Source organism: Deinococcus indicus (assembly GCF_002198095.1).
Taxonomy (GTDB): Bacteria; Deinococcota; Deinococci; order Deinococcales; family Deinococcaceae; genus Deinococcus; species Deinococcus caeni.
In genome coordinates this window covers 1-20,447 of sequence record NZ_NHMK01000023.1, presented here as the reverse complement: position 1 = coordinate 20,447, position 20,447 = coordinate 1, and the positions used below count along the sequence as shown (strand labels likewise).

Here is a 20,447-nt window from a genome sequence, read left to right as displayed (position 1 = left end):
GTGTCACGCGGCCTTAAGCAGGAGTACGTCCTGATCCATCCCGGTCAGGACGTACTTTTCGGCATGCTGAGCTGCCTGCCGTTGTGCGGCCCGCCACGTCATGCCCGGTACTTCCCGACGCACCCGTAACACCGCGTGAAAGGCCTCCACCACGCACCACACCCAGTTCTCCTGCGCCTGGATCGTTCGGCAATGACAGCGTCCCAACCCCAGGTTCTGCTTGAAGAACCGGTGAATCACCTCGATTCCCCAGCGGGCCTTCCAGGCCCGCAGCAGTGAGCGAACCGTGACGTCATCACCAAACGTGCTGAACAGGAAAAACCGTGTCCACTCTCCGTGCACCTTGCGCCACACGATCAGGACATCGAACCCACCGACCTCACGGGCAACCGGCAATCGACGGACACGCCACCCGAACTCCGCGTACAGGTGACAGCGTTCCGGAGGGAACTGCCGGCTCAGCGCACCGAGGGTGAGGGACTCACCCTCGAACTGCACGGTCATATTGGCTTTGGCCCGGATCAAGACCGGAATCTGATGCTCGCGACTGAAGGTGACGGCGGCGTCCCGCCCGAACTCCCCATACAGCAGCAGACCCGCCATGGGGACGTCCGCCGCGAGGCAATCCTGAACGACGTGGATCATTTCCTGCGTGGCGGTGCGGTACGGGTAACAGGTCGTCTCAAGGGGCTGGGAAACCTTGAAGCGCTCCAGCAACAGAACTGGATCTTCACCGAACCTGACCAGGGCCGCGGAGGTGAACTGATGGCCGAGGCGGGTCTGGGCCTGACCGCTGTAGTGGTCGTTCACGCCTTCCATCGTCCGTCCGGCGTGGGGCACCATGACGAAATCGATGGCCAGGAACGCGCCGGAAGGCGCGTTCCTGGCTCGACGCTGGAGGTCTTCGGTCGATGCGAAGGAGTCCCGCGCCATCTCTTTGGAGATGGCACTTTTCCGCAGGGTGCTGTAGGGAACGAGGCCACTGAGGCTGGTGACCCGGTTCAGCTGAGCGGTGATGATGCTGTGCGGTAGGCTGGGGATGCGAGGCATAGTCACTTCGCATCAAGGCCCATGAGACCGGGGAATTTCAAGCCCCTGCCTCCTGGGCCTTCGTGCTGGTCGCTGTTCTCTCGCCTGTGGAAACTCTTGTTCACGACTCCGGGAGGAATGCTTGAACCTGAAAGTGTTCTACTCGGTAGTGCATGCTCAGGTGATTCTGGAGTCCTGGCGCACGTTTTATAACAATGGGCGGCCTCATTTGTCGTTGGGCTACCGGACGCCGGGTGAGTGGGCCAGGGAGGCCGGTGGCCGGCCTGCCGTCCCCATGTGCGGGCAGGACACCGCACATGCGGCCGTCATCCCGGCCACCAGGTGAAAAAGGGAAGACGACAGTGTACGCTCGTCCTTGTATCGAGTCTCTACTCGAAAGTGTCCAAGCTTTGGGGTCAGGCCAGATGATGCGCGCATCACCCCAGTCACGCAGTGCAACCTGCATGAGGTGCTGGTAGACCGCGCGCCAGGGGACGCTTGAAGACGTCAAGGCGCGCAGGAATCGTCGTTCATGACTCTGCGCGTATCGAACTCGGGATACCACGAAAGGAGCACCACGCGGCTGGGTGAGGAACGCAACTCAGGAGGAGACCGGCAACCATCCAGGCGAACGTTCGGGCATGTCGCTGATCCGACCATGGGGCAGTTCGGAGGAGGGCGAAGATGCGGTGGAATAGGATGGAGGCGTCCCCGTCGGTGTGCTGTTCTTGTGTCATGACAGCTCAAGAATGCCCCGTCGTTGGCATTCTCATCAGTAGTGTTAGGCTCCCAAGTGATCCGCTGTTCCTGCTCTCAGATTACCCCCCTCACTCCGTGTAGGACGCAATGATCGGAGAAGTTAACGGATACCACTATTCGCAAAGCGCCTCCGCGCGCTGGGCGTCGAGGATTTCGCCCCAGAGGTGGCGCTGCTGATCTCGCACGTCCTGATCCGTAGCCATGAGATCTGTGTAGTTCCTCACTACCTCATCGGGATCAGTCAGAAGTCGCAGATAGTACCAGAGCGTTCTGATGAGGCCGTTTGCGATGATCTCGCATCCGGTCGCTTGTCGCACTTTCTCGATAGCTGCCTCTACGGCATTTTCTTCTCCAACTTTGATGCAGTTCTCAGCTGTCGAAAGAATGTAATACCGGTCGACTTGGAAGCCCTGGAGTTTCTGCGGCAGTGCGGTCACCATCTCCGGCGTAATTGGATGACCATCCTTAACCTCCACACCCTCAAATGGAACATCACCGTCATTGACCTGAATATCTCCAATGAAGCCCTTCTTATCGTTTGCGGTGTGGCGATTAAGAGGCGCCACTGTTTTCCGCTGATAGCGAGAAACCTCGTTACCCATGGCGAGATATATCGCTTGAAGTGCAAGTACAGGCAGGCGGGATTTCCCTTGTCCGCGCGCCCCGGAGAAGTGCGACGTAAGCATTACCATTACCTGGGCGACCGTCGTTCCCTTCGGTGGATCGTAGCTATAATTTGCGACCTTCCTTGAGGTAAAGTCGCGGTAGAAGAGGTAGGTGAGGAGTTCCTCTGGATCTGCTCCTTCTACTTGCACGGCGTGCAGGAGTCCCAGCAAAGATTCCCTGTTTCCCTTGCCCTGCGGGCGGGAAGGGAAATCAAGTCCTAGCGGAAGGGGGCGCTCAAAGTTGCGTCCACTCTCCATTCCACTTGTTGCACAGTGTGTTAGTCCCAGGCGCTTCAGCTGCGGAGTCACGTGCTGTTGGTCAGTACTCCGATTTGAATAGCTGTTCTCCAACGCGGACTGATGGTTGCGAATGTCCACCTTGGGATGAACTATTTTGGTTGTTAGTGCAGTAACAAGGATACTGAACAGATACTTGTTACTGTTCAGGTTATTTATCAATGTGTCGACGGCTTCGCGCGCTGTCCGTCCCTGTTCCGCTGACGTTTTGCCCATGGGTTGCTCCATGATCGCCAGGTTGAGGGCGGCCCCGCTGGGTGTAGTGCCATCGGCTATGTGCTGTTGGGCCTTGCGGGCGGCGCGCTCGATTATTTCGGTGTAAGACATTCCTCAGTTTACTTCACATGACGACGGCCTCCTTTTCAGTCCAAGTCACCGCAACCTGACGTGAGCGGCTCAAGGTAAACGGATAGTTCATGGTGAAGTGATCCTCTGGAATCCTGGGGTTTGTCTGGTGAACTCGCACGTCTAGCCTGAGCGCCCGCATGTACTTGACGTAGGTGAGAAAGGTTTCTGAGTCCTCCACCGGAAGTCCGGAGATCCGCTCCAGATCGCGGTAGTGCAGTACTTGGCGGCAGTTTGCTGGTTTGGAGCAATGTTTGCTCAGCAGCAGTAAGGGGTCTTGCTGATCGTAAACCGTTGTTGCCAAAGTAAAAATCGGGTGCGGTTCGGTGAAATGTCCGTAAATGTCAAACATGGTTTGAAAGCTGGTATTGCGTTTCAGGGCCTCCTCGACGGCGTCCCATGCCATATAGAGTCGCTCACCGGCCAAGCTTGATACGCACACAATTTTCGACAGTCCAGCACCTACCGGGCGGTCAAAGGTAAGCTCATACCTGATCGTCTCCGTCCCGCTACCAACCCGCACTGTGCAGGTGTCGCCGTCCCGCGTGAACTCCACTGGGGTGCCGCTGTTTCCGAAGGTCAATTTTGACGGGGATTCATAGCTGAAATGCGTCCTCAGCACGTAATCGTTGGAATGATCGACCTCTACTGGCCCGTCGAAGAGTGGGGTAGCAGTCTCAAGGCGGAGCGCGCGCGTCCGTCTGGCACGTACTCCCTTAGCGGCGTCATAGCTGAACTTAAACTCCCCATCAATCGTTTCCATTCCCTGCGCGATACCAAAGACACTTTGCAGCACGGCGCGGGCGAGCCTTTCTGCGAAGACAGGTGGCACGCTGTTGCCGATCTGCTGGAGCTTCTGCGCCATGGTCCCCTCGATGAAGTAATCATCTGGGAATGACTGTAGGCGCTTCATCTCGTCAAGCGTGAAGCGCCGGTTCTTCCAGTGAAAGGGGCCGGAGTACTTGCCAAGCTTGGCCACAACGGTACGGACGGGTTCCTCGGGGTCAGCCTTGTAGAGAAAATCAGAGAAGCGCGACCGCCAGGCGAAAATAGGATTTGGGTATCCCATCTCAATGGTGAAGTGGTGGTAGTTCTGCCCTGGCGGCACCTGTTCCAAGAGATGGCCATATTTGCCATCGTAAGAGTGGAATGGCTCATTAGGGTCTTGGATGTCGGCCATGGCCGCCAGCGCTCCGATGTGCGGGATGCCAGCGCCTGAATCAGGGCCATGGGTCGGGCGCGGGAAGTCGAAGCGGAATCCATCACGCGTGCCGACCATAATCAGGCGTTCTCGCTTCTGGGCGACTCCAAAATCAGCCGCATTGAGAATCTTGTAGTTCAGCTCATAGCCGATCGCCCGGAAGGCGGCTTTGATCTCTCGCCAGTCAGTACCCTTGTTCGAGCTGATGATCCCACGCACGTTTTCGAACAGAAAACCGCGCGGGCGATAGTGTGCAACAATCCGGCAATACTCCTGGAAGAGTCCGCCCCTCGGATCATTTGTACCCTCAGCGCCACCCGCACGCCGACCAATTGCCGAGAAAGTCTGGCATGGGGGGCCGCCGATTATAAAGTCCACAGGCCCGACGACCTGTGAGGTATCGAAATCGTGAATGTCGATGTTGAAAACCTGGGCATCTTGGGGAAAGTAAGTTCCCTCATTTCGGCGCAGGGTCTCGCAACACTCGGGCTGGATTTCGACCGCAGCAATAATATTGAATCCGGCAAGGGCAAAACCGATGTCCAGGCCGCCTCCACCAGAGAAAAGAGAGAGGGTGCGAGGATTTGCGATTAGTTCTGCTGGCGTCTCGGGGGCTGTCATGCCCGATCATCCTAACTACTCCGCCCATGCATATTCCCGAGCAAGCACACAAAAGCCGGATGGTAACTGCTCAGCAGGGCGAGCTCAGGGGTTGAAGTTGGGCATGAGCACGTCACCAGTAAGCACGCTGACCAGGCCCTACCGGTAATGCTCCAAGGATGACTTCCAGAACCTGACCCTCTCGATGCGAGGGACGAGCAAACTGGAGATCCCCATGGGAAAACAGCGAAAAACCTGGAGCACCGACGTCAAAGAAGCCATCGTCCTCAGCGTGCTGCGGGGCGAACTCGGAGTCGCGGAGGCAGCCCGTCAGCACGGGGCCAACGAGAGTCTGATTCACACCTAGAAAACCCAGTTTCTGGAGGCAGGCCGTGCCCGTGTCTTGGGCAGAACGGCACCCTTATGGGGCCTGCCCGCCTCTCTGGCGACCGACCAGACCAGGCTATGACCACCCTGGAACGGGAGAATGATCGGCTCAAACGTATCGTGGCCGAAAAGGAACTGGAGCTCGATATCGCGCGAAAAGTGCGACGGCTCTGACGCTGGACGACCTGATCGTCCTCTGGCAGAGTCGGCCACAACTCAGCCTGCGACGTTTTGCCCAGTATGCCAGCGTGCCGTACTGGCGACTGCGGGACCATCAGCATGGCGCGCTAACGCGCCATGCGAAGCGGCAGCACCGTGATGCACTGTACGAAAAGGTGCGCCAGGTGGCCCTGCAGCATCCAACTTCTGGATACCGACTGCTGTATCAGGAACTCAAAGCTCAGGGCGAAGAGATTGGATTGCACAATATCCGCGTAGCACCCGGTGAATTGCACCTCCACCCACCGCTGCCCCGGAAACCTTCGGTGAAGGTTTCCGCACCACAGGATTGGCCTGAAGGTCGACGGGTGCAGATTGATGCGACCCGGCTGTTGCTGCCTGACGGGGTCTTTTGGATCTACTTCGTGCTGGACGTCACCTCGCGGGTGGTGCGAGCCAGTCGGGTGGTGCGGAGCCTGTCGATGCACCTCGCCAAATTGACGCTCGACGAGGCGGTCGCCGTGCTGCGCGCTCATGAACACCACGAGAGCATCCTGGTTCAGAGCGACGGGGGCAGCGATTTCACCAGCGACCTCTTCCAGCAGGGCTGGAGTTCCTGAAGGAGCTGGGGCTGCCGCCACTCCCGTAACATCCCTTCTCCAGTCGCTATCTCGCAGTTCTTTGTGCAGCAGCTTGCTGCACAAAGGCAGGGTCTTGCCAAGTGCAGCTCGTTGCAATCTCGCGGACTGACAGCGGTTTCCAACTTCATTGAAGGGCTAATGGTACGCTCTTCAAATCCACTTTTAGCCGCTGGTGTTGACAGCTTCTCGATCTGATTCGCAGTTCTGCGAGTCCGCTTAGAAATCAAAGACAGTAATCAAAATCAGTTGCCAAAGCAAGAATGTCCTCATAAGACTTAACCGTGGCGATATCGGTTGAATAGTTATTTCAGGCGTGGATTTAAAATCGTCGGCTCATATTACAAGAAGAGCTCATAATAACGATATGGCGAATTTAATGCATCAGATGCTCAATCGCCATTGTCCCCGGCGATCCCTGCGGGAGCGCCGGGGGCTGTGCTGATGGCGCCAGGGCAGCCTCCGGCTGCCGGCGCCCAGGCATCAGCAGTTCGTCACCGTCAGGGACCCGTTCATGACCTCGTCCTCACATCAACGACGTGGCCGGGGAGGCCAGGGTTTGCATCGCCATTGAGCAAAATCGAAGATCAGCCCTTTTAGCGCTATAAAGATTAGATGGAAGGGGCCGATATGGCCTCAAGGGCCTGCTGTTCTTCCTGCAGGGTCACGTGGAGGTGCCAGGGACGGGCGGGTTCACGGACGCTGCGCCACGCTGCGGGCGCGTCCTTGCGCGTGGCGCGCAGCCACTGGGTCAGGACGGTGGCGCTGACGTGCCGGGGCGCATGGTCGCGCAGGTACGGACCGAAGTGTGGATGGTCCAGCAGTTCACGGAGCTGCTGAGCCGAGGCGCTCTCCTGTCCTGTCAGCAGGGCCGTGGGCCAGGCAGAGGACGCGGCCTGCCGGACGCTGCCGAGAACCTGGGTTTCACCGGCGACGGTTCGGGCTTCACCGAGGATCATCAGCGTGAGGTGGTCGAGTGTGCGTTCCACGACGTGACGGAAGTCGTCTCGTGGCAGGGCAGTGCGGGAGATGAGGATCACGTCCGAGCAGCTGTGCGTCAACTTGTGCAGCGTACCGATCCATAGGCGTGGCTGTGCGTTCCTGGCGAGCAGGTGCTCCAGGGCTCTCAGGGGCTCGTCGGGTAGCTGGTTCAGGTCATGAACGTCCAGAGCGGACCTTAGCGTGCGCGTCCGCAGCAACTCCAGGACAGCCGCCGTCGTGTCGGCAGCCTGCAGGTTCCGTTCCAATTCGGCGTGAGGAGCATTGACCGGCAGGGGGCGGCCCTGGGTCCAGGCCGCGTCCGCCTGACGACGCTGCGCCTGGCTGACGAAACGGTTGTGCCCGAGGGCACTGTCGTACAGGGGATGGCCGCCACCGGGTCGGGACAGGTGGCACACGCAGCGGAGGGCGGCTGTCAGGTCATGCGGGATGTCCTCCGTCAGCGGCCGCAGGGCCGTGAGGAAGCCGGTCGACAGGGCGGCGCCGACGTCGCCTGCCGAGTAGGTGTCGAAGACGATCGCCAGGTCGCGGCCTGCCTCGAAGGCCTGCCGCTGCAGCGTCTGGAGGGTATGCAGCAGGGTCTGCGTGGCCGGGTCGTCCTCGTCGACGGCATGCAGCCGCTGCGTTAGGTGGAGCAGTTCGCTGCGGGCGTCCGGGGCGAGTCGCCGGAGGGCCTGACCCGGACGTACCTCAATGCGGCCACCGAACCCACGGGCCGGCTGGAAGACCGGTGCGGGTGCGGGCGTCCCCCGCCGGGCCGGGGCAGGGGAGAGGACTTCGAGGAGGTCGAGCACCTCGCGGCGGTTCATGCGGGCGGTCAGTGGCACCTGCACCTCGGGAGCCAGGGTGGATAGGTCGAGGTACTGCGGTGGTTGCCGCACCTTCTGCCACGCCTGGAACCGGGGGCCGGTGCCGGACGTCAGGAGCAGCTGAGACTGCGGTTCCGGACCGTGCTGTTGTGTCAGGGCGGCCGCCAGCAGCAGTCCGCTCAGGGAAAAACGGTCGAGGTCGTCGATCAGTATCAGCGGGAAAGCCGCCTGTAACTCTGACCGTTGCGGGCCGCCTTCTTTCACCCTGCGGTGACGACCGATGAAGGCGAGCAGCCGTTCAAGGTCCGTGTTCGCTGCCGGTCCGGACAGGGCGTTGTCATCAGCGGACCGCAGCAGGTTCGTCAGGTCGGATGGCACCTGGTCGGTTGGCTCTCGTTCGTCGAGTTGCCTGCGCCGCTCTGCGGTGTACCTGCGTCCGAATCCCGCCAGGACCTCGTCACTCCGCCATCGGTCCGGATTCAGGGTGCGGGCCAGTTGGACGGGCGTCATGACCCGCACCCAGCGCAGGGACCGGTACGCTTCCAGCTGCCGGCGGGCCCGCGCGCGGCTCTCGTCATCGGGTACGAGCAGCAGCATGTGGTCGGCGCCGACGACGCGCTGGCCCTGCAGGTGCATGGCGGCGTGATGGAGCGTGGTGGTGCGTCCGGAAGCGGGGGGGCCGGTGATCAGGAGATTCGTCCGGTGCGGCTCGCCGGCCAGGGCGGCGCGTTGCTCGGCGGTCAGCTGTTCCGTTCGGACGCTCACGGGATCCGTCCGATGCCGGTCAGTGCGACGCGGCGCAGGCGCTTCCAGGCGAACTCGTCGCGGGCTCTGAAGGCCCGCGATTCACGCAGGTCCTTGAGGCGTCGTCGGGACGGACCCAGGGAGGCGGGCGGCAGGTCAGCGGCAGGGTCGGCTTCCCGCTGCGTCCGGCGGTCTTCGCTGGCGACGGCACCCCGCAGCACCGCGTCCTGCAGGGCACTTCGTTTCAGTGGTTCTGTCACGCGCAGCAGGGCGCGCCGCGCACGTTCGATCACTGGTCGGTCTGCTGCCGGCGCGCTGGCCAGGCGCTCCTGGGTCGTGATGTCGAGCAGGTCCAGCCAGGTGGTCACGCTCTCATGGTCCACGCCCTGCCCGAACGCCTGCCGGAGCAGGTCGATCATCTCCAGGCCGAACGCGAGCCCCGGATGCTCGAGCATCCGGCCGCGCAGCGCCAGGCGTTCGGCGGCGTGCACGCGGTCCAGCAGCGGCCAAGTCCGGGGCTCGGCGTTCCCGAGGAGGAGTTTGCGGTGCCCCCGCCACACCGGGGTCTGTCGGACACTGACCTGCAGTTCGTTCGTGAAGTCCTTCTGCAGCGCCTGAATGGCCCGCTGAATCACCCGGCCCCGGCCGTAGGCGTCCATCAGGAACCGGGGCCCGGTCGGTTCGGCGTCCGTCGGTAGCCAGGCTTCCCGTTCCACCCACACGGCCTGCACGGTCCGCTGCTCCGGCTGTGTCAGCCACTGACGCAGGTCCTCGGGTGTGAAGTCGCGTGCTCCGGCGCTGAGCAGTTCGACGGGGCGGCCCGTCGCCCGCTCGGTGATCAGCAGGCGCCGCTGGCGGCGCCAGCGGAACTCCAGCACGCCGATCTCGGTCGGCATCGGGCCCGCAGGCGTATCCGGGATCTGCGCTTCCATCGCGCGCAGGCGACCGGCGTCGACGCCGGTCGCCACCTGCAGGCCCGTGCGGGTGTGATCGCCGAGCAGGGAGGCGTGCAGGTAGGCTTCGAGTTCGAAGGTGACGGTGCCGTCGGTCAGGTCCGGTGGCCGCGTCACCGCGCTGCAGGCCGGGCAGTGATCCTCGACGGCCGTCCATTCCGCCTGGACTCGCGCGCCGGCCAGCGGGACATCCCAGGCCCGCCGTTTCGGGCCGGCGTGGCGGGTGAGGCCGACGACGGCGCCGGACGTGGCCGCGCACGCGCTGCACGTCGCGTCCGCGGTCGCCGGCCACTCCAGGTGTCGCGTGACGGTCCGCGTGCGGAGCGGCGGGACGTTCAGGGCGTACAGCAGGCGCTCCCGGTACTGGGTGAACAGGCTCTCCTCGTTTCACATCGTCCAGTCCGCACCGCCGAACGGATTGCGCCGGTGGTTCGGGCTGCGCTGCTCCAGCGCCCGGATGGCGCGGTTCAGGGCCTCCACACGGCCGGTGGAGGCGAAGCGCTCCTCGGACGGTCGCGCCTGCGGCGCCTGCACGCCCGCCGGATCCGGCAGGTCCTCGCGAACCAGTCGCGCTTCCGGGCGGTTGCGGTTGGTCACCTCGATGATCCACGTTTCGCGGTCCAGCAGGTAGATCAGATCCCGGAACGGATTGAGCCGGCGCTCCTGGCGAATCCGGCGCTGCGCGCTTTCCCGCCAGGCTGCGACGTCACGGACCCAGGTGCGGAACTCACGGATGATGCTCGGTTGATCCTTTCGGGCGTCCCACAGGAAGTCGAGGTCCGCCGCGAGGTCGATCAGGCGCAGCGTGTCCGGATGCAGCAGCGACGAGGCGACACCGGCGGGCCGTGGGGGCGGGGCCGCCGGACTGGGAAGCGGGGGCCGCCGGCTGATCATGCCGAACGGCACCTTGTGCTGCGACGTCCTGACGTCCGGGATGGGCTGCGCAGGCGTGCCGGATGTCGGGGGTGGAGCGGGTGCCGGCGCCCGCCGGGCGTTCAGGGCCGCGCGGTACAGTCTGACGATCTCGGGTCTGACCTCCGCGGCCGCCCGCCGCGCATTCAGGTCGGCGAACCGCTGATCCTCGCCGAGCGACAGATTCAACTGATGCTGTTCGCCCACGCTCACGAGTTCAGCCGCGATCTTCGCCGCGACGTGAAACCGGTCGGCCACGTGAATCGCCTGACCGCCGAACACCCGCCGGATTACGTGACGGAAATCCCCCCACATGTCCGACGCGATGACCGGCCGCCAGTCCGGATGTCCGGCGGCGGCCATCAGGGTCCTGAACTGCCGGAAGAACGCCTCCAGCGCTTCCGGCTCACGGCTCGGCAGGATGTCGATCACCTGGCCGTGACGCTCCCGCTGCGGACCATCCGGTTGCGCCGGCGCAGCCGGGTGGATGTCCATGATGACCGTGATCGCCTGACCCCGCCAGAACACCTCGTCCAGCCCGATGAACTGCGGGTGCCGCGTGCCGATCCGGTAACGCGAGGCGACCCGCAGGTCAGGCAAGGACTCGTCAATCATTTTGCTGAGCAGGTCCTCGCTCAGGCCACACGACCGGGACAGGTCTCGCACCGGGGCGCCCCGGGCCCACTGGTCGATCAGGTACGCCTGCAGGCGTGCGGTGTACTGCCGTTCCCGCCCTTTCTCACGGCGGTGCGGCGCGACGATGCCTTCGAACGGACTCGGGTGTCGTCGCGGGCGGCCGCCGGGACCGGGACACGTGCAATCCCAGGCCCACCGCTTGGCATGCAGCCTGAGCAACTGAGGCGTGTCGCCCCGCGGCAGGTCGTAGACCTCACGGGCTTGTGCCTCTCCCTTGGTGGCTGCCTGTTTCCCGCACGAGGGGCAGACCGGCGGTTCAGGCCGCACGTACAGGCAATCGATCGGTTCACCGGGCTCCCGCCGGATGACCCGGCAGTCCGGCCAGCCGGGCACAGTGTCGAGTGCGAATGCCACGCGGTGAGCCTACCGTCCGGAACCGGGTGATGTCAGCCGAGCCTACTGCAGACTGGCCATTTACTCGTCCAGGTCGATGTCGGGTTGCGGGAGCCGGCTCGCCAGCGCCCGGGACTCGAGCGACGTGCTGAACAGTCCGTTGAGGTCCGCGAGGAGCGAGCGGTGCGTGGCGACGAGCGCTGCCGTGCCGCCGGCCCGAACGTACGCCAGTGGCGTTCGGCCGTCGAACGGCGAGCGCGCATTTTCGCGCGTGAACCACTGTTCCGGGTGGCGGTTGTAGAGGACGTGGACGGCCTGGGCGATCTCCACGCTCAACCGGATCCTCTGCTGCTGCTCAGGGGAGAGGGGCAGCGGGCGACCGGTCTGGAGCGCGAGCCGCACCGCCCGGGCGTCCAGTCCCAGCAGCTGCACCTGCTGCGAGGTGGTGAGGCCGAGGGTCGCCAGCAGGCGCAGGAGGGCAATCAGAGAAACGGCGGAGAACAGCATCGTCATCATCAGCCCTTGCGGATCATGCGGGCGCCGACGACGTCGGCGTCCATGTCGCCGTGCACGGGGCATGTGGTCACCACGAACGGGCTGATCCGGCGGCACGGCCGATGGCAGTGGGGGCACCGGCTGCTCGTACCCGCCGGATCCACCATGCGCACCCGCGTACCGGTCACGTCCTTGAGCATCTGCACCCAGCCGGTGAGGCTGCTGGCTCCGCTCAGTTGCATCGCCTCCCCCGCCCAGGGGACCCGGCCGTGGTCGCGCATGCCGTCGTAGTCGAGTTCCTCCAGATGGGCGCGGCGGTAGGAGAGGATCTGCTGCAGAGTGAGCTCCAGGTCGGCGCGGTGCCGTTCGAACACCGCGCGGCGGGCCAGGGCGTGTATCAGCAGCTGGTGCGAGTCGTCGGGGTCGGGGGCCGGGAGGTCCCAGGTGGTCGTCTGGCGGGGGACGTGCCAGTCACTGCTGTCGTCCGCCAGCGTAGCGAGGTTGCGCACGCCCAGATCGACGCCGATCGTGTCGTCGATCGATGCGAGTGGACGGTGACCGTACGGGACCCGGACCGTCCACACGAGCTGGTGGACCTGTCCGCCGGCCGGCTCGGTCACGACCCTCAACTGCACGTAATCGGCACGGTGCGGGCGCGTCTGGTCGATCTGTCTCGTGGCCGATCGGAGCAGGCGCTCGCCGATCTTGGACGCGTCGGCGTAGAGAGCGGTCAACGCCGACGGCTCGCCGCGGATCACGCGCTCACAGGTGTCGGTGACGTACTGCCGGGCCTGACGGGTCTGTTCGTCGGCGGCGATGAGCAGGGCGTCCATCAGGTCGGCGGGGAGCATCCACACGTCGGCGACGATGGGCGTCCGCAGGCCGTCGAGGAGGATATGGAACTCGTCGAGCGGTTGCACGCTCGCGTCCATGGGGACGGCGTTGAGGGGACGGAGCGGCAGCAGTTCGGCCGCTCGACCGGTGCGCCGATTTTCGAGTCGTTTGGCGTTGCTGTGGCAGATGGCCCGGACCGTGGCTGGCGAGAGGAGGCCCCAGATCTGGGGCAGATCGGCGACGGTCAACGCGCGCACCTCATCCAGGGCCGCTGCGGGCAGCTGGAGCTCACAGCGGTCGTGCACATCGGGCAGGGGCTGTCCGGCAGCGACCTGATCCAGCGCCGCGCGGAGCGTCAGAACGACGCCGGCAGCGCGGAGTCGGAGCCAACGCCGGAGCGTGAGGTGCAGGTGGTTGGCCTGCTGGACGATGTCGGACAGGCGGCGGGCCTGCTCGGTGGTGGGACGGAGGGTGGTGGGAACGGAGATGAGATGGTTGGGCACGCCATTCTTTCCCCCGGCCTGCGGCCGGGGGTTTCACGGGGTTGAGATCGGGGGCGATGGAGGCCGTCCCCTCCCACTCCACCCTCTGTCAGGTCATCGGGGAAAACATTCACGTGCTGCTGGGAGGGTCGTTACAAGCATGCCTCCAGTTTTGGAGCAGACCAGCGATGCGACTGCTAACGAATGTTAGCAACAGGTAATCTGATCTCGGTATGAAAATCGAATCACACCCCCCTGGCCTAACAATCGAGCGGTTCCAAGGCGACCCCCTCCACTCCGCTCGGGGTTGGACCGACCTCACCCCCGAGGAGCGACGCCGACGCGCCATGCTCGCCGCCCAGCACCTCGACCAGGAAACCCTGTGGTCCCTCACCGAAGCTCATACCGTTCTCTATGGCGCGGCTGGCGCCGGCCTCTCCGCCCGCACGGCCCGTGCCTACCGGGAAGGAGTCGCCCGGCTGCTCCGACACGCGGAACGCTCCGCGTTCAGCCTCATCCGCCCCGAACGCGACGGCGGGGCCTTATATATAAGGTCACTCGAACATGCTGGTCTGGCTCCATCCAGCGTCCGCGTTCACCTCGCCGCCGCCAGGGCCCTGTTCCGCGCCCTGCGCTGGGCCGGCGTGACCACCGTCGATCCGTTCGCCGACGCCCGCCCCCAACGCGAGAAGACCGCCGCCTGGGATAAACGTCAACCGTACACCGACGCCGAGGTCAAGGCCCTCCTCAAAATGGCCGCCCCACGCGACCAGGCATTGATCCTCCTCTGTGCCCACGCTGGCCTGCGCATCGAAGAGGCGCTGACCCTCCAGTGGGCGGACGTGGACCTCCAGGGCGGCCTGCTCACCGTCCGCCACGGCAAAGGCGGAAAGCTCCGTCGGATCGCCCTCACCCGGAGCCTGATTCAGGCCCTCCAGACCCTCCCCCGCACCGACCCCGTCATCGGCGGCACCCAGAGCGCCGCCCGGCAACGCCTGAAAGTCATCGCGACCCGGGCCGAGAGTCGCTACCGAGGTTGGCATGCGTTTCGGCACTACGCCGGCACCCGCCTCGTCCGCCAGACCGGCAGCCTCGAACACGCCGCCCGACACCTCGGCCACGCCTCCCTGGAAACCACCAGGGTGTATGCCAAATGGGCCGACACGGCTCTGCCAGACGCCCTCGCCAACTGGTGAATGACGGCGGGAAGGGGATGGACCTGCCCCGAGGCAAAACTGAGACGTTATGAAGTAGAGACTCGGCTCAGGCGAGCGGGCATACTTCGTACCGTCCAGCTTTCCGGGAGCAGACCACTTGTCAGATGCAACCGGTAGCCTGAACACCGGACCTACGACTGGTCTCCTGTTCAACCACGGGCCGCCCCCCCGGCCTTGTCCGCTTGACAGGAAAAACAATTGCTAATCACAGACCATACATATTTCATACGCTAGGCGCAACTTGAAGGCAAGGTGTCCGGTACAGAGAGCAGAGCTATATGGTCTTTGCTTGTGCAGACAATCTATATGGTTCATGTTATACAACAGGTAAGTGCTGTATGACATGAACCATATAAATCTAATTAATTGTTACAGAAACAATAAAAACTACTCTCTGAATAATGATTCGTTCGGATGCCTGGATAAAATTTTATTCATAGTTATCCTCGCTGCGTCAGAAACTTTAAATCCTTCATAATCCTCTCCATCATCATTATTGTATATCCATTGCAAATCTTCCAGATTACTAGGAGTGCCATGGTTAGCCAACTGTTTTACGGCTAGATACCGGTTGTCTGCATCGGAGTCAAATTTAGCAATCGTAATCAATGCACCGATTGCCTTTAAAGTTGACATGCTGCCTAGCCTGCCAATAATCGCCCCCTGCCATCTTTCATCTGCAGATTCAAATTCTTTGATTAGGAATTCCTCTCTATCGAAACCTTTGAAATGCATAATACCATCCATAGCCCTAGATTTTATATATTCATCTGAGTAATCTATAAATATTTTCATCAGAGATTCTATAACTTCTGACTGGTAATCGTCATAATTCAATGACTCAATTTCATCTTGCGTAAGATTGGGGTTTTTGGAAGCTTCTATGATGCGAACGACTACTTCATGAATAAATTCTTTCACGTTGCCTCACTTTTTAAACGGAGTCACCGAAGAGTTAGGTCGCATCCTGACCGCCTGACAGATTTTATGAGATGAAGTGAAAACCGACGTGCCAGCCACTCTCAAACGCGTCTAACGAGGACGGCTAGCCACGTTTTCTGGGTTTCGGCAGCTCAAGGTCCGCGCCGCCACGCAATCTCAAGGATAGGTTGTCGGACCCGGGTCGTGCCCTGCGGCATTTCCGGCGTTCACAACAGGAGAGTGGCTCCTGCCGAGAGCTGTTGTCATCAACCATCAGCTCGGGCCTCACCTTCCTCTTACGGATTGTGTATGCTCATGTTGCACACACAGGTCACTTGCACTGGCACCGTGTCACATTCGCCGACCCACACTTCGGCTGAGAGCCGAGCCTTTTCCCGTCGGACACAATCAAGTCTCTCGGACGCTACAGAACCATACGGGACGGGGCTCGTCCCTTAGCGTTCCTCCAGTGGAGGGCACCGATGACGCCACCCGAGACGGACCGTTCTCTCGATCTCCTCATGTCTCTCCTGCCTGCAGAAGCAGGTCGGGGCTTCCTTTACATCGACGAGGAGGGCCAGCGCATCTGGGTTGGGCCTCCTGTCGGTTCAGGGAGCGACCATGCGGTTGAGGACACTCATTCCCCTCCGGACGATGCTCAGCCGGAGACACGCGCTCCGAACCCCGAGCCGGCTTGCACCAGCACGACCGGCCCCTACCGCCGTGTCTACACCCTTCCCGACCGTGCCGGCGCCGCCAACTGTATGCGTGCGACCGTTCGCCTCCCCAGAGGGATCCCCACTGGATTTCCGGCCCGAGAGGTCCCTCGTGCGGTCCAACCAGAAGGGGATGCGGAGGTGGGGGGATTCGACAACGACGAGTTGCCTTTCGTGTACGTGGGCGGGTGGGGGCCGGGCCTGCGCGGCGCGGTGGACGCTGGCTTCCAGTACAGCAAGGTCTACGGCAACTGGCAGCCGTTCGTCGCCGTCGAGCTCTCCAGGGAGCAGCGTGCCAAGGGCGTCGCGCACCACCACACCTTCGCGGGCGACCCGCGCTTCGACGGTGGGGCGACGGCCCATCTGTTCTTCTTCACGCTGGACAACCTGATCGGCTTCCGGCCCGGTCGGAGCGGAGACGACGGCACGGTGGAGTGGCTGAGTCCGGTAGTAGTGGCGATGGCGTCGCGGTTCGGCTGGAACAGGGCCGGGAGAGGGCTGACCTTCAAGCGGATGACGTCCATCGGGCAGAGGACCGCGGCGACTTCGTCCTCCCGGCGGTCGTTCATCACGGGTGTGGCGTGGTCGGAAACGACGCTGGGCATGTACGACCCGCAGACCAGGGCGGTAAGTGAAATGCGGGAGTGGACCCCGGCATTTACCAAGGTCTGCAACTGCGCAGGGAATGGCGCAACAGGGGGCGGAGCGGGGGAAGGCTCAAATCGACGTCGACCGGGCTATGTCGTCGGATCGGTGCGTCGGGCGGACGGGATGGATGTGGATTCCGTCGTCGCCCAGGCCGCGCCCGACAACCACGCCTAGAAGCGAGGTAAGTCGTGTCCAGCAACGAGAGAGGCGTGCAGTGAACCGCATCCCACCAGTCATCTTCCTCGCCTTTGCCAACGAGCAGGGCAACGGACGTCGTTACCTCCGCAACATCCCTGAAGAACTGCGGCAGGTGCGCGAGACGCTCGAGTCGCTCAAGGAGAAGGGCGTTGAAGTTCAGTACGACTCTAATGCCACCCTCGAGACTGTCCTGGGCGCCTTCCGTGCGTATCGCGATCGGGTTGCCGTATTCCACTACGGCGGGCATGCCGACAGTGACTCGCTCCTGCTCGAGCAGGCCGAAGGGCCAGCGTTTGAGGTGGACGCGGCGGGACTTCATCCGTTCCTGGCCCATCAGGGCTCCCTGCGATTGGTCTTCCTGAACGGCTGCTCCACCCAGGAACAAGCCAAGGCTCTCCTCGAAGCGCTCCAGAACGGTCGTCCGACCGCGCTCGCCGAGACCCAGCTCCCCGCCGTCATCGCCACGTCACGGGCCATCCAGGACGCCGTGGCGCGGGATTTCGCGGTGCATTTCTACCAGAGCCTCGTCTCGGGTGCGTCAGTACAGCAGGCATTCGACGAGGCTCAGGGAGAGGTCGGAACGGCTCAGGTAAACAACCCACGCAAGCTGTACCGGCCAGAAACCAAGAAACCGACAGACCAGTGCCCGTGGCCGTGGACGCTTGAGGGGGATCAGGCTGCCCGGGAGTGGAAGCTGGAAGACTCCCTCAACGCTCCGACCTTCGGGCTGCCGCCACTCCCACCTGGTCCCATTCCGGATGATCGGCCGCCAGGACCGTTCCGCGGTCTCCAACCGTTCCGACGCGAGCATGCGCAGGTCTTCTTCGGCCGGGGGCGGGAAATCCGCCAGCTCTACGAGCATGTCACCGATCCGAACTATCCGCCGGTCGTGCTGCTCTATGGGCAGTCCGGCGTGGGTAAGTCGAGCGTGCTCGACGCTGGCCTCCTCCCCAGGCTGGAACGCGACTATCGGGTCGCTTACGTACGATATGACCCCGCATTGGGAGCGCTCGGTACGCTGAATCAGGCCCTCGACAAGGTAGCGGAAGCAGTGGATGAGCCGGGAGGTCAGAAGCCTGTCGTCGTGGTCCTGGATCAACTCGATGAGGCCATCACGCGGGCCAGCAGTGAGCAGGCTGCCCGGGACGACATCAAAGGGCTTGCCGAGGGCCTGCCCGGCCGCCTCGGGCCACTGGGGGGAAATGGGCCGAGGGTGATCCTGGGCTTCCGCAAAGAATACCTTCCCGAGATCGAAACCGCCCTCGCTGCCAGCAGCATAGAGCGCACGAAGGTGTTCCTCCAGCCTCTTGACGCAGAGGGCATCGTCGAGGCGATCGTCGGACCGACGCAATCAAAACGTCTGGTGGCGCGGTATGGGCTGAGCATAGAGAAAGGATTGCCGGATCGGATCGCACACGATCTTGAGGACCGGCGGAACTCGCCAGTCGGGCCAACGCTGCAACTTCTGCTGACCACGATGTACGAAGAGGCGTCCAGGAAGAGCACCACAACACGGCATTTCGATGGGGCGCTGTACCAGTCACTCGAACAAGACTACGCGCACCTGGAAGCGTTCCTGAAACGCCAGTTGGCCACCCTGGAGGGTGATATCCCGGAGGGAGAAGGACGAGACGGTCCGCCGATATCCGAAGCGATGCAGGAGGCAGCACGGCTGGGGCTGGCTGTGGACGTGCTCGAGTTCCACACGACCAGATTGGGCACCGCCCAGCAGCGTTCACCGGAGGAACTCAGAGAGCAGTACGCTCATCAGTCAGCTGTGTTGCCAGACCTGATTCGGTCCGCGAAGGACCTCTACCTGATCGTGGACGCGCCGGGGGAGGACGAGAAATCACGAGCGTCGACGCGGTTAGCGCACGATACGCTCGGACCGCTGGTACAGGAGCAGTATCGATCGTCGGGACGGCCGGGGCAGCGGGCGAGACGGGTTCTGGAAAACCGCGCCGCCGATTGGAAAGATGATCAGACTGGTGCGCTCCTTGACGATCAGGACCTGCTCCTGGTCGAGGCTGGCATAGCTGGCATGAGGGCACTGAGAAATCCGGAACAGAAATCAACTGAGGAGCCGAACGAGGAATCATTGCTCGCACGCAGCATCCAGGCGAGTCAGGCAAGAAAAGATCGAAGGGATGCAGAGCAACGCGAGCTGAATGAGGCGAAGAACCGTGCTGAGGAAGAGCGAGAGAAAGCACTACAGAGTCAGATCCGGTCAAACCGTGGACTGCGGGCCCGACTCTGGCTTGCCCTGTCGTTTGCCACCGTTGCAGCAATTCTGGGCATCTTCGCTGTGTTCGCTGCACGGCAAGCGGCCGAGCAATCGCGAATCGCAACTGCTCGACAGTGGGTAGCACAGGGGCAGAACATCGGTGGGCGTCGTGGCCAACTGGGACTGCTGCTGCTGAGCTCCGCGAACAAGCTCTACGATACGCTCGAGACGCAGAGTGCTCTATTTAACGCAATGCAACCTCTATATGGCTCTCCCCCGCTGGAGCAGCTAATTTATAAAGAAGACATTATTTCAGCTTCTTTTAGCCTGAACTCAAAGTATATTCTCACATTTAGTGATCGTATGGCCCGCATTGCTACCCTGCGGCGCTTTCCCAGCCTCGAGCCGATCGGACAGCCCATCCAAGATGTCCGCGAATACGAGTTCAGCCCGGACTCCCTACACCTGGCCACTCGCTCCTCCGCTGGCGAATTTACGTTGCGGCGCCTTTCCAGCCTCGAGCCGATCGGACAGCCCATCCAGGGGGTCAGCGGGTTCGAGTTCAGCCCGGACTCCCCACACCTGGCCACTTGGTCCTCCACTGGCGAATTTACGTTGCGGCGCCTTTCCACCCTCGAGCCGATCGGACAGCCCATCCAGGGGGTCGGCGGGTTCGAGTTCAGCCCGGACTCCCTACACCTGGCCACTTGGTCCTCCACTGGCGAATTTACGTTGCGGCGCCTTCCCAGCCTCGAGCCGATCGGACAGCCCATCCAAGGGATCAACCCAGACTCCCTACACCTAGCCACTCGGTCCGTCATTGACGTATTTACGTTGCAACGCCTTCCCAGCCTCGAGACGATCGGACGGCCCATCCAGGGGGTCGGCGGGTTCGAGTTCAGCCCGGACTCCCTACACCTGGCCACTCGCTCCTCCGCTGGCGAATTTACGTTGCGGCGCCTTCCCAGCCTCGAGCCGATCGGAAAGCCCATCCAGGGGGTCGACAGGTTCGGGTTCAGCCCGGACTCCCTACACCTGGCCACTCGGTCCGTCATTGACGAATTCACGTTGCGGCGCCTTCCCAGCCTCGAGCCGATCGGACAGCCCATCCAAGATGTCCGCGAATACGAGTTCAGCCCGGACTCCCTACACCTGGCCACTCGCTCCTCCGCTGGCGAATTTACGT

The 20,447-nt window shown here is 62.6% G+C and carries 15 protein-coding genes; 6 read left to right on the top strand and 9 right to left on the bottom strand.

The window, feature by feature from the left end; genetic code table 11:
- Positions 1-3: 3 nt before the first annotated feature.
- Complete coding sequence (locus tag CBQ26_RS15080) at positions 4-933, bottom strand: transposase (protein ID WP_172418121.1); 930 nt, start codon at positions 931-933, stop codon at positions 4-6.
- Between the two features lie 151 nt (positions 934-1,084).
- On the opposite strand from CBQ26_RS15080, the gene CBQ26_RS23180 reads away from it, so the two are divergent.
- Positions 1,085-1,375 (top strand): integrase core domain-containing protein, encoded by a 291-nt coding sequence (locus CBQ26_RS23180; protein WP_088249465.1) that lies wholly within the window; start codon positions 1,085-1,087, stop codon positions 1,373-1,375.
- Between the two features lie 526 nt (positions 1,376-1,901).
- Here CBQ26_RS23180 and CBQ26_RS21475 read toward each other — a convergent pair.
- On the bottom strand, positions 1,902-3,077 hold the full coding sequence (locus tag CBQ26_RS21475; RefSeq protein ID WP_143342163.1) for a hypothetical protein: 1,176 nt from the start codon (positions 3,075-3,077) through the stop codon (positions 1,902-1,904).
- 13 nt (positions 3,078-3,090) lie between these two features.
- Positions 3,091-4,917, bottom strand: coding sequence for a DNA cytosine methyltransferase (locus CBQ26_RS15070; protein WP_088249464.1), 1,827 nt, complete (start codon positions 4,915-4,917; stop codon positions 3,091-3,093).
- Positions 4,918-5,131: 214 nt separating this feature from the next.
- Between CBQ26_RS15070 and CBQ26_RS22240 the strand changes: the two genes are divergently transcribed.
- The gene (locus tag CBQ26_RS22240; protein ID WP_244898056.1) at positions 5,132-5,263 is read left to right on the top strand and encodes a transposase; all 132 of its coding nucleotides are present in this window, start codon (positions 5,132-5,134) and stop codon (positions 5,261-5,263) included.
- Between the two features lie 268 nt (positions 5,264-5,531).
- Positions 5,532-6,062 (top strand): hypothetical protein, encoded by a 531-nt coding sequence (locus CBQ26_RS22585; protein ID WP_244898055.1) that lies wholly within the window; start codon positions 5,532-5,534, stop codon positions 6,060-6,062.
- 629 nt (positions 6,063-6,691) lie between these two features.
- Here the strand turns inward: CBQ26_RS22585 and CBQ26_RS15055 are convergent.
- From CBQ26_RS15055 to CBQ26_RS15035, 5 genes are all read right to left on the bottom strand, one after another.
- Complete coding sequence (locus tag CBQ26_RS15055; RefSeq protein ID WP_088249463.1) at positions 6,692-8,653, bottom strand: hypothetical protein; 1,962 nt, start codon at positions 8,651-8,653, stop codon at positions 6,692-6,694.
- Positions 8,650-9,702, bottom strand: a complete 1,053-nt coding sequence (locus CBQ26_RS15050; protein WP_088249462.1) for a hypothetical protein — start codon at positions 9,700-9,702, stop codon at positions 8,650-8,652. Before CBQ26_RS15050 ends, CBQ26_RS15055 begins: the two co-directional genes overlap by 4 nt.
- 270 nt (positions 9,703-9,972) lie before the next feature.
- Complete coding sequence (locus CBQ26_RS15045; protein ID WP_088249461.1) at positions 9,973-11,547, bottom strand: transposase; 1,575 nt, start codon at positions 11,545-11,547, stop codon at positions 9,973-9,975.
- 60 nt (positions 11,548-11,607) lie between these two features.
- Positions 11,608-12,042 carry a hypothetical protein gene (locus CBQ26_RS15040; protein WP_088249460.1) on the bottom strand — a complete coding sequence of 145 codons (435 nt, stop codon included), beginning with the start codon at positions 12,040-12,042 and terminating at the stop codon, positions 11,608-11,610.
- Positions 12,042-13,358: a zinc ribbon domain-containing protein gene (locus CBQ26_RS15035; protein WP_088249459.1), complete on the bottom strand. Its 1,317-nt coding sequence runs from the start codon at positions 13,356-13,358 to the stop codon at positions 12,042-12,044. Before CBQ26_RS15035 ends, CBQ26_RS15040 begins: the two co-directional genes overlap by 1 nt.
- 326 nt (positions 13,359-13,684) lie before the next feature.
- Here CBQ26_RS15035 and CBQ26_RS15030 point away from each other — a divergent pair, with 326 nt between their 5' ends.
- Positions 13,685-14,533 carry a tyrosine-type recombinase/integrase gene (locus CBQ26_RS15030; protein WP_088249458.1) on the top strand — a complete coding sequence of 283 codons (849 nt, stop codon included), beginning with the start codon at positions 13,685-13,687 and terminating at the stop codon, positions 14,531-14,533.
- A 408-nt stretch (positions 14,534-14,941) separates the two neighbouring features.
- Here the strand turns inward: CBQ26_RS15030 and CBQ26_RS21470 are convergent, their stop codons facing one another.
- Positions 14,942-15,475 carry a HEAT repeat domain-containing protein gene (locus CBQ26_RS21470; RefSeq protein ID WP_143342162.1) on the bottom strand — a complete coding sequence of 178 codons (534 nt, stop codon included), beginning with the start codon at positions 15,473-15,475 and terminating at the stop codon, positions 14,942-14,944.
- Positions 15,476-16,332: 857 nt separating this feature from the next.
- Here CBQ26_RS21470 and CBQ26_RS22005 point away from each other — a divergent pair.
- Both CBQ26_RS22005 and CBQ26_RS21465 read left to right on the top strand, forming a co-directional pair.
- A complete protein-coding gene (locus CBQ26_RS22005) occupies positions 16,333-17,013 on the top strand; it encodes a hypothetical protein (RefSeq protein ID WP_172418119.1) in 681 nt (226 codons plus the stop codon).
- 40 nt (positions 17,014-17,053) lie between these two features.
- Positions 17,054-20,447, top strand: a 3,394-nt coding sequence (locus CBQ26_RS21465; protein WP_172418118.1) for an nSTAND1 domain-containing NTPase, incomplete at its 3' end; no start/stop codon positions are given.

Excerpts from the sequence above, each read along its gene's own strand:
- CBQ26_RS15080 (WP_172418121.1), bottom strand. The coding sequence starts at position 933 with ATGGCGCGGGACTCCTTCGCATCGACCGAAGACCTCCAGCGTCGAGCC.
- CBQ26_RS21475 (WP_143342163.1), bottom strand. The coding sequence starts at position 3,077 with ATGTCTTACACCGAAATAATCGAGCGCGCCGCCCGCAAGGCCCAACAG.
- CBQ26_RS15070 (WP_088249464.1), bottom strand. The coding sequence starts at position 4,917 with ATGACAGCCCCCGAGACGCCAGCAGAACTAATCGCAAATCCTCGCACC.
- CBQ26_RS22240 (WP_244898056.1), top strand. The coding sequence starts at position 5,132 with ATGGGAAAACAGCGAAAAACCTGGAGCACCGACGTCAAAGAAGCCATC.
- CBQ26_RS15040 (WP_088249460.1), bottom strand. The coding sequence starts at position 12,042 with ATGATGACGATGCTGTTCTCCGCCGTTTCTCTGATTGCCCTCCTGCGC.
- CBQ26_RS15030 (WP_088249458.1), top strand. The coding sequence starts at position 13,685 with ATGCTCGCCGCCCAGCACCTCGACCAGGAAACCCTGTGGTCCCTCACC.